The sequence below is a fragment of the Streptomyces sp. NPDC059897 genome (assembly GCF_042730865.1).
GTDB lineage: Bacteria > Actinomycetota > Actinomycetes > Streptomycetales > Streptomycetaceae > Streptomyces.
In genome coordinates this window covers 118,235-133,599 of the sequence record NZ_JBHWKQ010000006.1, presented here as the reverse complement: position 1 = coordinate 133,599, position 15,365 = coordinate 118,235, and the positions used below count along the sequence as shown (strand labels likewise).

Genomic DNA, 15,365 nt, shown 5'->3' with positions numbered 1-15,365 from the left:
GTGCGACTTCTTTCTGTTCGGTGGTGTCAATGATGGGGGTGTGGGTGGGTGGCTCGGTCAGTGCGCCGCCGCGAGGGTCCTGTCCGCGAAGTGGCACGCGGGGCCCTCGGTGTCCGCCGTGGGTGGCACCTCGCCCGCGCACCGCGCCTGTTCGGCCTCGTCGAGGGTCGGCCGCAGCGGGCACCGCGTACGGAACACGCATCCGGAGGGCGGATCGGCGGGCGTGGGGAGGTCGCCCGTGAGACGGATCCTGCGACCGCGGTCGGCGTCCGGGTCCGGCTGCGGGACGGCGGAGAGCAGGGCGCGGGTGTAGGGGTGGCGCGGATCGTCGAAGACCTCCGCTGTCGGCCCGCTCTCCATGATCCGGCCCAGGTACATCACGGCGACCCGCTCCGCGAAGTGCCGTACGACGGACAGGTCGTGGGCGATGAAGACGTACGACACACCGGTGTCGGCCTGGATGTCCTGAAGGAGGTTGACCACCTGCGCCTGGACCGAGACGTCGAGGGCCGAGACCGGTTCGTCGCAGATGATGAGGCGGGGTTCGAGGGCTAGGGCGCGGGCGATGCCTACACGCTGCTTCTGGCCACCGGAGAACTCGTGCGGGAACCGGTTGTAGTGGTCGGGGCGCAGGCCGACACGGTCCATCAGCTCGCGCACCCGTGCCTTGACGCCGCCTGCCGGGTCGATGCCCTGGGCGTGCAGCGGCGCGGCGATGGCGCTGCCGACGGACTGGCGGGGGTTGAGCGAGGAGGACGGGTTCTGGAACACCATCTGGACCTGGCGGCGGTACTCCTGCGCCTCGGCCCGGTTCATCGAGCCGAGGTCCTGTCCGTCGAGCCGGATGGTTCCGGCCGTCGGGTCGAGCAGGCGCATCAGCAGCCGCCCGGTGGTGGACTTTCCGCAGCCCGACTCGCCGACCAGGCCGAGTGTCTGCCCGGCCCCGACGGAGAAGCTCACCCCGTCGACGGCCTTGACGGGCGCGCCGCCCCGGCCGAGGAATCCGCCGCGTCCAGGGAAGTGCTTGGTCAGCCCTTCGGCCTCCAGCAAGGGAGTTGATGTCATCGCGCGGCCTCCTCGGCGGTGGCGAGGTTCTCCTGGTGGCACCGGGAGGGGTGGTCGGCACCGGTGTTCGCGAGGAACACCGGGCGCTCGCTGCGGCACAGGTCGTCGGGGACGAGGTGGGTCTGCGGGCAGCGGTCGGCGAAGAGACACCCTGCGGGCAGCGCGGTGAGCGAGGGCGGGAACCCGGGGATGGGCCGCAGCCGTTCGCCGTCGTCGCCGAGTGTCGGCATGGAGGCGAGCAGGCCCTGCGTGTACGGGTGGCGCGGATCGCGGAACAGTTCGCGCACACTCCCCCGTTCCACGCACTGCCCGCCGTACATCACGGCGACATGGTGGCAGACCTCGGCGACGACACCGAGGTCGTGGGTGACCATGACGATGGCGGTCCCGGTCTCCTGCTGGAGTTCGCCGAGCAGGTCGAGGATCTGCGCCTGGACGGTGACGTCGAGGGCGGTGGTGGGTTCGTCGGCGATGAGGAGTTCGGGCTCGCAGACGAGGGCCATGGCGATCATCGCGCGCTGGCGCATGCCGCCGGAGAACTCGTGCGGGTACGCGCGGGAGCGCCGCTTCGGGTCGGGGATGCCGACGCGGCCCAGCATGTCGACGGCGACGGCGAGCGCGGCCCGCTTGGACACCTTGTTGTGGACCCGGTAGGCCTCGGCGATCTGGTCGCCGACCGCGTGGAAGGGGTGCATGGCGGAGAGCGGGTCCTGGAAGATCATGGCGATCTTCTTGCCGCGCCAGGCCCGCATCCGGTCCTCGGTGAGGGTGTTGAGGTCGGTGCCGTCGAGCAGGATCTCGCCGGTGACCTGGGCGCGGGTCTCCTTGAGCAGGCCCATCAGGGCCTGGCTCGTGACCGTCTTGCCGGAGCCGGACTCGCCGACGAGGCCGACGGTCTCGCCCCTCGCGAGGCTGAGGTCCATGCCGTTGACGGCGTGCACGAGCCCGTCGTCGGTGGGGAACGCGACGTGCAGATCCCTGATCCGCAACAGCGATTCCTTCGAAGAATCGGTCATCAGGCGGCCCTCACTCGCGGGTCGATGACGGCGTAGACGGCGTCGACGACGACATTGGCGATGATGATGAAGAAGGCGGCGAGCAGCGTGATCGCCATGGTCACGGGCAGATCGCCGGCCTGGGCGGCGCGCACGGCGGTGAAGCCGATGCCGGGCACGGAGAAGATCTGCTCGGTGAGGACGGCGCCGCCGAGCAGCAGCCCGATGTCGAGGCCCAGCATGGTGACGACGGGGGTCAGTCCGGCGCGGGCGCCGTGCCGTACGACCATGGCGGGCTTGGACAGGCCCTTGGAGCGGGCGGTGCGCATGAAGTCCTCGCCGAAGGTCTCCAGCATGGAGCTGCGGGTGACACGGATGTACTGGGCGCTGAACAGCACCGCCAGCGCGACCCACGGCAGCAGGTAGTTGAGGAACCAGCCGTCGAACCCGGCCGGACCGAAGGGCGAGGTGATGGCGTTCGTGGTGAACGGCAGCACGTCGAAGGTCGAGACGAAGACGAGCAGCAGGAGCAGTCCGGTGACCGGGATCGGCAGCGAGACACCGATGGACGCGGCGCCGACGATCAGCTTGTCGGTGAGCTTGTTCTTGCGCAGCGCGGCGAGCGTGCCGAGGGTGACACCGGCGACGGTCCACAGCACGATGGCGCCGACGGCGACCGACACCGTGTACGGCAGGGCGCGCTCCAGGACGGCGGCGACGTTCTCGTTCGTCTGGAAGGACTTGCCGAGGCAGGGCCACTCGCAGATCGTCTGGGCGCCGGGCGCGCCGATCGTCCGGCCGTGGAACAGGCCCGACATGTAGTTCACGTACTGGGTGAGGAACGGCTTGTCCATGCCGAGGGCGACGCGTGCCTCGGCGACGCGTTCGGGGGTGCACTCCTGGCCGCAGGCGGCGGCCGCCGGGTCGGCGGGTCCGAACTGGAAGAGCGTGAAGGTGACGAAGCTGATGACGGCGAGCAGGACGACGGTGGCGATCAGGCGCCGCGTCAGAAAGACGAGCATGTCAGGTCACCCCTTTCCCGGGCCGGAGGCGACGGAGACCGTCGACAGGTCGATGGCGCCGAAGAAGTAGCCGACCTGCGCGCCCCTGACGTCGGAGCCGACGACGCTGCGGGTGACGTTCCTGATCAGCGGCACCATCGGATAGTCCTGCATGGCGCGGTCGAACAGCTTCGACCACTTGCGGCCCAGCTCCTCGCTCGTGCCGTTCTCACCGCGCAGCGCGTACATGGCCTTGGAGATCTCCGGGTCGTGGAAGCGGGGGATGTTGGAGAAGCCGAAGGTCTTGCCGTCGACGCTCGGGCCCAGGTTGGGGTCGATGGTGGTGCGCACCGAGCCGCTGTCGGCGCCGCCGCACCAGCCGCTGCGGGCGAGGTCGGGCATCGCCTTGCCGGCGAGGGTGGTGAAGTAGTTCGCCGCGGGGATGGGGCGCAGTTCGAGGTCGATGCCGAGCGGGCGGAGGTTCTCCTGGAGCGAGGTGCCCATGTTCTTGTAGCGGGGCGTCGCGTCCGCGTAGCCGTAGACGAGCTTCTTCGGGTACGAGCGTCCCTCGAGCAGCTTCTTCGCCTCGTCCAGCTTGGGCTGGCCCGCCGGGTCGAGGTCGGTGTGCTGCTCGACGTAGCCGCGCTGCTGGGGGTTGATGTACGACTGCGTGAGCTTGCCGAAGCGGGCGCCGCCGTACTGGAGGTGGATGGCCTTGCGGTCGACGGCGAGCGCGAGGGCCTTGCGGACGACCGGGTCCTTGATGGTCTCGGTGTTGAAGTTGAGGACGTCCGTGCAGCCGATCATCCCTGAGGCGGTGCGCCGGGCGACGCTCGGCTGGTCGAGCTTGGCCGCGTCCGACGCCTGGAGCCCGCCCGCGCTGTCGAGGGTGATGGCGGTGGGGTCGGAGTCCGCGAGGAGTTGCTGGCTGATGGTGGACTGCGCGGTGGACAGGCTGAAGGTGAAGGTGTCCGGCAGGGCGCTGCGGTTCGGGTCGGTGGCCGGGTCCCAGTGCTTGTTGCGGACGAGCTTCATGGCGCGCCCGCGCTGGTACGACTCGATCTTGTACGGGCCCGTGGACACCGGGTGGTTGGTGTAGTCGAGCCTGGTGTCCTTGGCGCGCGGCACGGGCGCTGTGTTGGAGCGGGAGACCAGGGCGGGGAACTCGGCGAAGGGCTGCTTGAGCTTGAAGACGACGGTGCGGTCGTCGGGTGTCTCGATGCCCTTGAAGTCGCGGGCCGCGCCCTTCACGTAGGGGCCCTTGTAGCCGTCGTCGGAGAGGGCGGCGTTCAGTTCCTGCGGGGCCTGGGTGTAGACGTCGCGGGCATAGGTGCGCTCGACGCCGTACTTCACGTCCTTGGCCGTGATGGGCTTTCCGTCCTCGAACTTCAGGCCCTTCTTCAGGGTGTACGTCCAGGTCAGTCCGTCCTTGGAGACCTTGCCGAGGTCGGTGGCGAGGTCGGGGACCACCTTCGGCGGCTTGCCGGCCTCCTCCTTGGCCATGGTGAGCGTGCGGTAGTACAGCTGGCCCACGTTGGCGGTCTGGACGTAGTTGCTGTTGCCGGGGTCGAGGGTCTGGAAGTCGGTGGACATCAGGACGTTGACGTTGCCGCCCTTGGTGGTGTCACCGTCACCGACCTTGACCGGGTCGAAGGCGTCGGCGGGGGCGCGCGAGCCGGATCCCGGCGCGGGCTTGGGGCCGCCGCAGGCGGTGAGGGCCAGCCCGGCGGTCACCGTCAGGGCGAGCGCCGCCGTGGTGCGTCGATTCACTGCTGCTCCTGTTGTTCCGGTGCGCGGTCAGCCACGGGAGGACTTGGGGTCGAGGGCGTCACGGACGGCGTCGCCGAGCAGGTTGAAGGCGAGGACGGTGATCACGAGGGCGCCGGCCGGTACGGCGAGGAACCACGGGTCGGTGAGGTACCAGTTGCCCTGCTGGGCGGCGTTGAGCATCTGCCCCCAGGACGGGGTGGGGTCCTTGACGCCGACGCCGAGGAACGAGAGCGCGGCCTCGGCCGTGATGTTGGTGGGGATCATCATCGTGGCGTAGACGAGGACGACACCCATCACGTTGGGCACGATCTGCTTGAGGATGATCGAGCGGTGCGAGGCGCCGTAGGCGCGGGCGGCCTCGACGAACTCCTGCTCCCTGATGGACAGCACCTGTCCGCGCACGACGCGGGCGAGATAGGCCCAGCCGAAGAAGCCGAGGATGATCACCAGCGAGGCGATCGGCAGCAGGCTCCCGTTCCCCAGCGCGGTGTCACCGAGCCGGGACTGCAGGATCGGTGTCAGGGAGAGCACGAGCAGCAGGTGCGGGAAGGCCAGGAACAGGTCCATGATCCGGCTGATCACCATGTCGACCTTGCCGCCGAAGTAGCCGGCGGCGGCGCCGAGCACCGTGCCGAGGACGACGGAGACGAGGGTCGCGAGGAGCGCGATGACCAGGGAGACCTGGGCGCCGTGCGCCATGCGCGCGAAGATGTCGCGGCCGAGGCCCGGTTCGAGCCCGAGCCAGTGGTCGCCGGAGGGGTAGCGGTAGTAGGGCAGCGGCAGGCCCGGGGTGCCGTAGTCGTCGAGGACGTCCGGGCTGGTGCTCGTGGTGTACGCGTCCTGGCCCTCGATCGCGGTGAGCACGGGGGCGAGCACCGCGAACAGGATCATGAGCACCACCACGGCGAGCGCGGCGAGGGCGACCTTGCTGCGGCGGATGCGCAGCCAGGCGGTGCCGAGGAGGGAGCGGGCGGCGACCACGGGCGGGCCCGAAGTCGGCGCTGCGGAGGGCGAGTTGGGCAGGGCATCGCCATCGGCGTCGGAGGGCGGCCGAGCGGGCAGCACTGGGGAATCCGTCACGTCGCGTGATCCATTCGGCGCAAGGGGGAAGGTTGGCGGGACGGTATACCAGCTCCATCGGGAAGCGGTAGAGGTAAACGCATTTTGGTATACCGACCGCCTCAACTAAGCCGCTCCACCGGACATATCGCTGCACATGTGCGGCCCGTTGTCATCCGACGGACATCGCCACGGGCACCTCTTCCCAAGCCGGTATACCAGCTCGTACGATCACCCCGTCCACAACACCCCCACCACAGGAGGCACTTATGCGCACCCGCTGGCGCGCCCGACACGTCCTCGCCCACCAGGACGGCGGCCACGCGCTGCTGCGGGACGGCGAGGTGGTGTGGCAGGACGACACCGTGATCTACGTCGGGCCGCGCTACGAGGGCGAGGTCGACGAGGAGCGCGACCTGGGCGAGTCCCTGGTGATGCCGGGCCTCATCGACCTCGACGCGCTCACCGACGTGGACCACCTCGTCCTCGACTCCTGGGCCGGGCCCGAGCGGGGCAAGGGTCTGCAGTGGTCCCTGGACTACTTCACCCACCGCCGCCACGACGTGTTCACGCCGCAAGAGCGGGCCACCATCCGCGAGTACGCGCTCGCCCAGCTCGCCCTGCACGGCATCACCACCTTCATGCCGATCGCCTCGGAGGTGCACAGCCGCTGGGCGGAGCCCTTCGACGAGCTGGTCGACATGGCGGCCACCGCACGCCGCATCGGCCTGCGCGGCTACCTGGGCCCGGCCTACCGCTCCGGGGTCAACATCGTGCTGCCCGACGGCACCCGCGACGTCGCCTTCGACGAGGAGGAGGGCCGCACAGGACTGCGCGACGCCGTCCGCTTCCTCGACCATCTCGACGAGCTGAACGACCCGCTGCTCACCGGGGTCCTGCTCCCCTGCCGCATCGAGACACTCACCGAGGAACTGCTCGGCGAGACGGCCCGCATCGGGCGCGAGCGAGGCACCCTGATCCGGCTGCACGCGCTCCAGGGCCTCGCCGAGCGCGAGATCATCCAGCGTCGGCACGACGGCCTGACGCCGCTCGAACTCCTGGACAAGCACGGCCTGTTGAGCCCCAACCTGCTCATCCCGCACACGGTGCTGCTCGACCGGCACCCGTCCGTCCACGGCGAGGACCGCGGCGACCTGGCGCTGCTCGCCGCAAGTGGCATCTCGGTGATCCACTGCCCGCAGACGTCGCTGCGCTACAGCGAGATGCTGCACTCGTTCCGCGCCTACCGCGAGGCCGGCGTCAACCTGTGCCTGGGCACCGACTCCTTCCCGCCGGACCTGATCCGGGGCATGGACGTCGGCGTCCACCTGGCGAAGATCGCCGAGGGCCGCTCGGACGCCGCGCCCGCCGAGCACTACGTGGAGGCGGCCACCCTGGGCGGGGCCCGCGCCCTGGGCCGCGCCGACCTGGGCCGGATCGCCGTCGGCGCGCAGGCCGACCTGGTGGCCTTCTCCCTCGACGACATCCGCGACGGGGTCATGGACGACCCGGTCCGTACGTTCCTGCTCAACGGCACGGCGCGGCAGGCCACCAACTCGGTCGTCGCGGGCAACCCGGTCCTGGTCGACGGCGTGCTGCCCGGCACGGACCTGCCGCGACTGGCGCGCGACGCACAGGCGTTGTTCGAGAAGATGCGGGCGGCCTACAGCGAGCGCGACACCGAGCGCCGTGACACCGGCACGCTCTTCCCGCCGACGTTCCCCGCGTTCCGCGCCACCGGCTCCGCCGCACCCGGGACCGGGTCCCCCGCGTGACACTCACGGCAGAGCGCGCAGGAACCGGGATCGGCACCGGGACTGGAACCGCCTCGCAGGTGGAGCGCACCGAGGAGCTGATCCGGGCCGGCATCCACTCCGGCGCGCACCCGCCCGACTCGCGGCTGCGGGAGCGCGAGTTGGCGGAGGCGCTCGGTGTCTCGCGGGTCCCGGTCCGCGAGGCGCTGATGCGGCTCGCGGCCGAGGGGCTCGTCGAGCTGGAGCCGCGCCGGGGCGCGCGCGTGCGCCGGCTGACCCTGCGGGACGTCGAGGAACTATTCGACCTGCGCCTGAGTCTGGAGGTGTTCGCGGCGCGCCGGTCGGCGGAGATCGTCGCCGCAGGGGGCGGCCACGCCAGCCTGCGGACCGTGATGGCCGAGGCCGACGCGGCGACCCGGAGCGCCGACCAGGCCGGGATCGCGGCCGCGAACACGGCCTTCCACGCCGAGCTGATCACGATGACGGGCAACCGGCTGCTCCAGTCCTCGTTCCAGCGTTCGCTCGGGCTGATGCACTGGCTGTTCCGGATCACGGCCACCGAGCGCGGCGCCGAACAGCACCGCGCCGAGCACGAGCAGATCTGCCGGGCGATCGGCGACGGCCGTCCCCGGCTCGCCGAGGCGCTCACCTACGCGCACATCGACGTCCGACGGGAGCCGGTGCTGCGGTCCTTGGCGAAGGTGCTGCCCGCGGAGTAGCCCGGGACGTTCCTCTACCTCCCGGGGCCACCCACCGTTAGCATGTTCGAACTGCGACGATCATCCAGATCGTCGCAGTTGCCCGCAGCCCGAGCCCAGCCACCAAGTCGGACAATTGAAGACCACACCACCTCCCATACCCGTGCCGCACCAGCGCGGCGCCGAGCCCCGGCCGCCCGTTTGGCGACAGCCGCGCACCCTCTTGTGGATCGCGGCCGGACTGGCGACGCTCGGCTTCCACATCGCCCTGGAGTTCGTGGCGCGCCGCTACGGGCACCCCGGGCCGATCACCGTAGAGGCCCAGGAGGTGATCTTCGCGCCGCACTCGGGGCCGCTGCTCTACGCCGGCCTGGCGCTCACGATGGTGGTGCTCACCTGGCGGCAGCGATTGATCGCTGCGTGCGTGGCGATCGCCGTCGACATCGTTTTCCTGCTGGTGCGGCTGATCGTCGGCGCCGACCTGAACTTCGGCAACGGCGCGTTGTGGGTGACCCTGGGCGTCGCGGTCTTCGCCCTCGTACGCCGCACGGGCCGGGAGAGATCCGTCCTGCTCAAGGGCTCGGGGCTCGGCCTGCTGCTGGTGTTCGGCCACAAGACGGGCGACACCTGGCTGCTCATCACGTCCAAGACCCGCCCGACGGTCCTCGACCAGTACGTGGCCATGGCCGATCACGCGCTCGCCAACCCGTCGTGGCTGGTCGGCCGGCTCGTCGAGGCCACTTCTCCGGTCAGCAGCGGTTTCCTGCACCTCGTCTACGGCCAACTGCCCCTGGCAGCCGCCCTCGTCGGCCTCTACCAGCTGCGCCACGTGGCGGCGGAGCGCCGCTTCCCGGCCCACCACCTGGTGCGCACCTTCCTGGCCATCGGCCTCCTCGGCCCGGCCATCTACATGATCTTCCCGGTCGTCGGCCCGCTCTACGCCTTCGGCCCCGACGGCGGCCACTGGGCGGTGACGAACATCTGGCCGGACACGTTCCCGGCGATCGGCGCCCCGCAGCCCTTCCCGTTCGACGAGATCACCCCGCGCAACTGCATGCCGAGCCTGCACACCGCGTGGGCCATCACGCTCTTCATCCACACCCGGGAGGGTTCCCGTGCCATGCGGTGGGCGGGCACCTTCTGGCTGGTCGGCACGCTCACCGCGACGCTGGGCTTCGGCTACCACTACGGCGTGGACCTGCTCGCCGGCACGGTCTTCGCGCTGTCCATCGAGGCCGCGATGCGCGCCTTCGCCCGCGGCTGGGACCGGCACGCCACGCTGATGGTGAGCTACGGGACGGCCGTCCTCACGATGCTGCTGGTGTCCTACCGCTACCTGCCGAGCCACATGGCCGCACACCCGTGGGCCTTCGGTCCGCTGCTCATCCTGCTGACGGGTTCCGTGGTGCTCCTCTACGTACGGACGGCGCGGCTGTGGGGCCCGCAGGCCACGCCGCCGCCTCCGCCACGCCCGTCGAAGACGGGTTCGGCGGAGGCGCAGCCGGAGTTGGCGTAGCGCCGGGTCGGGGACGGGTGCGGCACGCCGTCGAGGCGTGTCCGGCCCGTCCCTGACCTCACGCGCTCCCGCAGCGCCCGCGCAACACCTCGACGCCTTCGCCCTTCAGGTCGTCGCAGTAGGTCGCGCGGCCCGTCATCGCCATCACCAGGGCCACGGTGCCGCCCGTCACCAGCGCGCCGGAACCGCTCTCGAAGGGCCCGTCGTCGGCGACGAGGCGCAGCCCGCCGATCCGCCCCTTCGCCACCACCACCTGGTCCGACCCCTGGTAGTACTCGGCCACGCGCGTGAGGGTCGCGACCGGGTACTCGCGGCGGATCCCCAACGGGCGCCGGATGTCCTCCCCGTGCACGATCGTCTCCCCCAGCATCGCGACGACGGGCAGGGGAGGCTTCGTCGTGCTCGACACGGTGCGGCGGAACCGCTCCAGGGTCTCGGCGGGGCTCGCGCCCAACTGCTCGGCCAGCCGCACGGCCACCTGCTTGTCGAAGTCGAACCGGCAGCGGATCACCCCCGCCAGCCACCGCACCGCGTTGAGGCTCGCGCCCGCCGTGAGATGCGCCAGCACCTCACGGACGCTGAGCCCGGCGCACAGCGAGGGCGTGTCCCACCGCGCACTCGTCAGACCGTCGAGATCGGCGGCGAGCGCGGAGCGCTCCTGATGGATCAGGGGCCAGAGCGCATCGGTTCTGTCGGCCATGGGGGAAGGTCTCCTGTCACTGGCGGGGCGCGTGCCCGGCACCCGGCACACGGTGTGCCAAGGAATGACCCCTGCACGGAACGAGAATCATCGCCCGCGAGCGCCCTTGCCGGTGAGGAATCGCCGACGTACGAAGGGCGCCGCTGGACTCCGCGATCCCGATCACGTGCGCCGCGCAAACGCCACGCAGGGCCACTCAGCTCGTGAACACCAGGCTCACGTTGTGTCCGCCGAAGCCGAACGAGTTGGCCAGCGCCGCCGGCCACTGCCCCGGGCGTCGCTCGCCGCGGACCACGTCCAGGTCCACGCGCGGGTCGAGTGTGTCGAGGTTGCGCGTGGCGGGCACGGCGCCGTCCCGCAGGGCGAGGAGGGCGGCCATGGCGCCCACCGTCCCGGACGCGCCCAGCATGTGACCGGTCATCGACTTGGTCGCCGTGACCGCGGCGTGCCTGCCGATCACGCGGCCGATCGCCTCGGCCTCGGCCACGTCACCGGACTCCGTGGAGGTGGCGTGGGCGTGCACGACGCCGATGTCCGCCGGGGTCACATCGGCGTCGCGCAGCGCCAGGTTCATGGCGAAGGACTGGCCGTCCGCGTCGGAGGCCGTGATGTGGTCGGCGCTCGACGTCACGGCGCTGCCGGCCAGTGTGCCGTGGGTGCGTGCGCCGCGGGCCTTCGCGAACTCGGGGCGTTCGAGCACCATCATCCCGGCGCCCTCGCCCATGACGAACCCGGACCGCTCGGTGTCGAAGGGGCGGGACACCGCCTCCGGGTCGTCGGACCGCGTCGACAGGGCCTTCATCTGGGCGAACGCCGCGAGGGTGAAGGGGTGCAGGCACGCCTCCACACCACCGGCGACCACCACGTCCGCCCGCCCGGCACGGATCAGGTCCTGCCCCATGGCGAGCGCCTCGGCGCCGGAAGCGCACGCGCTGACCGGGGTCCTTGCGCCGCCCTTGGCGCCCAGGTCCATGCTCACCCAGGCCGCGGGACCGTTCGGCATCAGCATGGGCACCGCGAACGGTGACAGCCGGCGGGCTCCCGAGCGTTCGAAGATGTCGTCCTGCCCCAGCGTGGTGAGCACACCACCGGTGCCGGTGCCGATCACGACCGCGAGGCGCTCCGGCTCGACCTGCGGGGCGCCGGCGTCCTGCCATGCCTCGCGCGCGCTGAGGAGCGCCATCTGCTCACCGCGGTCCAGCTTCCTCGCCTCGGGGCGCGGAAGCAGGGAGGCCGGGTCCACCGTGAGCCCGGCCGCGACGTGCACGGGCAGCCCCTCGGCCCACTCCTCCTCCAGGAGCCGGACCCCCGACTTGCCGTCGAGGAGCCCCGCCCACGACGCCGGGGCGTCGGCTCCCAGCGGCGTCATCGCGCCGATGCCCGTCACCTGCACATGACCGTTCCCAGTCACCTGAGCCTCCTCGCATTGTTCAGATGCTACATAGCTGTCGATCCGCTCTCCCGGCGATGATGTCAACGATCAGTGGCTCTATCAGGCGAGGAGTCGACCGATTCCCGCGCGAGACATTGTGGGGTTGCCACAAGTGGCTCGTGGCACCCTCGGAGCCTCCCGGCCCCCCTCCCCCGCACCCGACCCCTTGATTTCCCAGATCGTACGTGCTCGGATTATCTCGGCAGGCGGGTTCGGGAGAACCCCGGGCGGCGCCTCGTACGGCGTCCCGCCGCGGCGATCCCGCATGCCTTCGCACCCTCCGCACCACCCGCACGTGCCCCGTACGTCCGCGCTCGCATCCCGGAGGAACACCCGATGTTCGACTTCTCGTCCGTCGACGTCCTCGACGCCTTCACCCGTGAACTGCAGCTGTGCAAGGTCCGCGAGGGAGAGCACGTCGTCGTGCTCTCCGAGCCCGGCAGCCGTGGTGACTACGTCGCCGCCGCGTTCGGCGCCGCCAAGAGCCTCGGCGCCCACGTCGTGTCCGCCACGGTCCCCGGCGGCAGCCCGGCCCCGCTGCCCAGCACCCACACCGGCGCGGGCCCCGGCCTCGTCTCCGTCCTCAACGACACCGCCGCGCAGGAGCTGTTGAAGGCCGCCGACCTGGTCGTGGACCTGACCCGCGAGGGCTTCATCCACGCCCCGCTGCAACAGGACATCCTCAAGACCGGCACCCGCATCATCTTCGTCTGCGACGCCCCCGACGTCCTCATCCGCAACCTGCCGACCGAGCAGGACAAGGTGCGCGTCCAGGAGGGTGTCGACCGGGTCCGCACCTCGTCCGTCATGCGTGTGACCTCCGAGGCCGGCACCGACCTGACGGTCCAACTGGCCGACTCCCACCCCGAGTTCCAGACCGGCTTCGCCGACGACCCGGGCCGCTGGGACCACTGGCCGAGCACGATGGTGCTGTGCTGGCCGGAGATCTCGGACGGGCGGATCGTGCTCGCCGAGGGCGACATCCTGCTGCCGTTCAAGGAGTACGTGCAGCGCCCCGTCACGCTCCATGTCTCGGGCGGCCACATCCAGGAGGTCACCGGCGGCGCCGAGGCCAAGCTCCTGAACACCTTCTTCGAGGACTCGCACGACAAGTGGGCGCGCAGCCTCTCGCACATGGGCTGGGGCCTGATGAAGTCCGCGGACTGGTTCGCCACCGCGATGTACGGCAAGGACGAGCTGATGGGCATGGACGCCCGCGCCTTCGCCGGCAACTTCCTGTGGTCCACGGGCCCGCACCCGCACCTCCAGCGCGACTCCTACGCCCACCTCGACATCGCGATGCGCGGCTGCACGGTCAGCCTCGACGGCACGGACGTCGTCACCGACGGCCGCCTCGTCGAAGGCTGAGATCCGCCCCCGATCCCCCAACGCCGCATCCCTGGAGGAGTCTTGCCTCTCAGCCAGTCCTACGAAGTCACCGTCGTCGGCGGCGGTCTCGGCGGCCTCACCGCCGCCCTGGCCCTGCGCCACAAGGGACTGCGCGTCACCGTCCTCGAACAGGCCCCCGAGCTCGGCGAGGTGGGCGCCGGCATCCAGACCGCGCCGAACGCCAGCCGGGTCCTGATGCGCCTCGGCCTGCGCAAGCAGCTGGAGGCCATCCGCACCGAGCCGCAGGACCAGGTGCGCCGCCGCTGGCAGGACGGCAGCATCATCGGACTCACCCCGCTGGGCCGCCGCGTCCAGGAGGAGTTCAACGCCCCGTACTGGCACTACCACCGCGCCGATCTGCACCGCACCATCCTCGACGCGTGCACCGACCCGATGGGCCCGGGCCCCGCCGTCGAGATCGTCACCGGCGCCCGCGTCGTCGAACTCGACCGTACGTCCCCGGACCGTCCCGTCGCGGTCACCGACGACGGCGCCCGGCACGAGGCCGACGTCCTGGTGGGCGCCGACGGTATCCACTCCCGCGTCCGCGACCTCATCGGCGCCGACGACACCCTGGTCTTCTCCGGCGACATGGCCTTCCGCACCCTGATCCCCGGCGAACTGCTGCAGGCCGACCCGGCGACCCGCTTCCTCTTCGACCGCTACCAGAGCACCATCTGGTACGGCCCCGGACGCCATCTCGTGCACTACCTGATCCGCGGCGGCGAGTGGCTCAACATCGTCGGCTGCGTCCCGTGGAAGGACGAGTACGGCGAGAGGACGACCTTCTCAGGCACCACCGAGATGCTCGTCGACGCCTACGCGGAGTGGGACGACCGCGCCCCGGCCATGCTCGCCAAGGCCAAGGGCGACATCACCTGCTTCCCCCTCTACCACCGCCGCCGCGACCCGAATTGGGTCGACGGCCGGGTGGCCCTCCTCGGCGACGCGTGCCACGCGATGCTGCCGTACCAGGCGCAGGGTGCCTCGCAGGCCATGGAGGACGGGGCCGTGCTCGCCGAGGAGCTGGGCGCGGTGACCCGCGAGGGCATCGCCGGGGCGTTGCAGCGCTACGTCAACCGCCGCGCCCGGCACGCCGGGATGGTGCAGCAGGCCTCGCTGCGCAACCAGGTCTTCTACCGCTTCCCCGACGGCCCCGAGCAGCAGGCCCGCGACGCCAAGCTCGGCGAGCGCTACGACGGCGAGTCCGATGTCTCCTACGACTGGCTGTGGCGCGGCACCCCGCTGGACACCTCCGACGACGAGTCCTTCGCCTACCGCCACCACCACTGAGCCGAACCCCCGGCCGGCTACCGCGCCTTGGAGGCCCCGTGCCCACCCCGTACGACCCCGCCACCGACCGCGTCTACGAGCGCGCCGGATTCGGCGCCGCCGTCGCCCGCGGCACCCGTCCCGCCCTGATCGTGGTCGACCTGACACGCGGCTTCACCGAGCCGGGCTTCGCCACCGGCAGCGATCTCACCGCCCCCGTCGAGGCCACGGCGGAGCTGGTGCGCGCGGCCCGCGCCGGCGGCGTACCCGTGGTGTGGACGGTCATCGCCTACACACCCGCCGAGGCCGACGGCGACTCGGTCACCTGGCTCGCCAAGGCGCCCGGCATGCGGGCCCTGCGCGAGGGCGGCGAGGCCGTCGCCCTCGATCCCCGGCTGCCGTACGAGGAGGGGGACCAGTTCATCGTGAAGAAGGGCGCCTCCGCGTTCTTCGGCACGGCGCTGGCCTCCCTGCTCACCGGACTCGGCTGCGACACGGCAGTCGTCTGCGGCGCCACGACGAGCGGCTGCGTGCGGGCCACCGCGGTGGACGCGGTGCAGTACGGCTGGCCGGTGCTCGTGCCCGCCGAGGCGTGCGGCGACCGGGCCGCGGGGCCGCACGATGCGGCGCTCTTCGACATCCAGGCCAAGTACGGGGATGTCGTGGGCCACGAGGACATGGTGAAGTACCTGACGACGAAGGGAGTTTGAGATC

13 protein-coding genes are annotated in these 15,365 nt (G+C 71.1%); 6 read left to right on the top strand and 7 right to left on the bottom strand.

The features are described from left to right. Positions 1–57: 57 nt before the first annotated feature. From ACFV9W_RS09545 to ACFV9W_RS09525, 5 genes are read right to left on the bottom strand one after another with little or no spacing between them, the layout of a single operon-like run. Positions 58–1,065, bottom strand: coding sequence for an ABC transporter ATP-binding protein (locus tag ACFV9W_RS09545; protein WP_385757265.1), 1,008 nt, complete (start codon positions 1,063–1,065; stop codon positions 58–60). Further along, the gene (locus ACFV9W_RS09540) at positions 1,062–2,081 is read right to left on the bottom strand and encodes an ABC transporter ATP-binding protein (protein WP_385757263.1); all 1,020 of its coding nucleotides are present in this window, start codon (positions 2,079–2,081) and stop codon (positions 1,062–1,064) included. The genes ACFV9W_RS09545 and ACFV9W_RS09540 overlap by 4 nt, the downstream gene beginning before the upstream one ends. After that, the gene (locus ACFV9W_RS09535; protein ID WP_385757262.1) at positions 2,081–3,082 is read right to left on the bottom strand and encodes an ABC transporter permease; all 1,002 of its coding nucleotides are present in this window, start codon (positions 3,080–3,082) and stop codon (positions 2,081–2,083) included. Before ACFV9W_RS09535 ends, ACFV9W_RS09540 begins: the two co-directional genes overlap by 1 nt. Before the next feature lie 6 nt (positions 3,083–3,088). Further along, positions 3,089–4,831, bottom strand: coding sequence for an ABC transporter substrate-binding protein (locus tag ACFV9W_RS09530; protein WP_385757260.1), 1,743 nt, complete (start codon positions 4,829–4,831; stop codon positions 3,089–3,091). 27 nt (positions 4,832–4,858) lie between these two features. Then, entirely contained in the window at positions 4,859–5,896 is a 1,038-nt protein-coding gene (locus tag ACFV9W_RS09525; RefSeq protein WP_385757529.1) for an ABC transporter permease, read from the bottom strand. Between the two features lie 263 nt (positions 5,897–6,159). Between ACFV9W_RS09525 and ACFV9W_RS09520 the strand changes: the two genes are divergently transcribed. The 3 genes from ACFV9W_RS09520 to ACFV9W_RS09510 all read left to right on the top strand — a co-directional run bounded on the left by ACFV9W_RS09520 (position 6,160) and on the right by ACFV9W_RS09510 (position 9,858). Next, complete coding sequence (locus tag ACFV9W_RS09520) at positions 6,160–7,665, top strand: chlorohydrolase family protein (RefSeq protein ID WP_385757259.1); 1,506 nt, start codon at positions 6,160–6,162, stop codon at positions 7,663–7,665. Next, a complete protein-coding gene (locus ACFV9W_RS09515) occupies positions 7,662–8,363 on the top strand; it encodes a GntR family transcriptional regulator (RefSeq protein WP_385757257.1) in 702 nt (233 codons plus the stop codon). Before ACFV9W_RS09520 ends, ACFV9W_RS09515 begins: the two co-directional genes overlap by 4 nt. A 142-nt stretch (positions 8,364–8,505) precedes the next feature. After that, positions 8,506–9,858: a phosphatase PAP2 family protein gene (locus ACFV9W_RS09510; protein ID WP_385757255.1), complete on the top strand. Its 1,353-nt coding sequence runs from the start codon at positions 8,506–8,508 to the stop codon at positions 9,856–9,858. 58 nt (positions 9,859–9,916) lie between these two features. Here the strand turns inward: ACFV9W_RS09510 and ACFV9W_RS09505 are convergent, their stop codons facing one another. Together ACFV9W_RS09505 and ACFV9W_RS09500 are read right to left on the bottom strand one after the other, a co-directional pair. Beyond that, on the bottom strand, positions 9,917–10,558 hold the full coding sequence (locus ACFV9W_RS09505; RefSeq protein WP_385757253.1) for a maleylpyruvate isomerase family mycothiol-dependent enzyme: 642 nt from the start codon (positions 10,556–10,558) through the stop codon (positions 9,917–9,919). A 196-nt stretch (positions 10,559–10,754) separates the two neighbouring features. Further along, positions 10,755–11,969: a beta-ketoacyl-[acyl-carrier-protein] synthase family protein gene (locus ACFV9W_RS09500; protein WP_385757251.1), complete on the bottom strand. Its 1,215-nt coding sequence runs from the start codon at positions 11,967–11,969 to the stop codon at positions 10,755–10,757. Between the two features lie 357 nt (positions 11,970–12,326). Here ACFV9W_RS09500 and ACFV9W_RS09495 point away from each other — a divergent pair, with 357 nt between their 5' ends. From ACFV9W_RS09495 to ACFV9W_RS09485, 3 genes are read left to right on the top strand one after another with little or no spacing between them, the layout of a single operon-like run. Then, on the top strand, positions 12,327–13,358 hold the full coding sequence (locus ACFV9W_RS09495) for a hypothetical protein (RefSeq protein WP_385757250.1): 1,032 nt from the start codon (positions 12,327–12,329) through the stop codon (positions 13,356–13,358). 42 nt (positions 13,359–13,400) lie between these two features. Next, positions 13,401–14,672 carry an FAD-dependent monooxygenase gene (locus ACFV9W_RS09490; protein WP_385757248.1) on the top strand — a complete coding sequence of 424 codons (1,272 nt, stop codon included), beginning with the start codon at positions 13,401–13,403 and terminating at the stop codon, positions 14,670–14,672. Positions 14,673–14,710: 38 nt separating this feature from the next. After that, the gene (locus ACFV9W_RS09485) at positions 14,711–15,361 is read left to right on the top strand and encodes an isochorismatase family protein (protein WP_385757247.1); all 651 of its coding nucleotides are present in this window, start codon (positions 14,711–14,713) and stop codon (positions 15,359–15,361) included. The last annotated feature ends 4 nt before the right edge of the window (positions 15,362–15,365 follow it).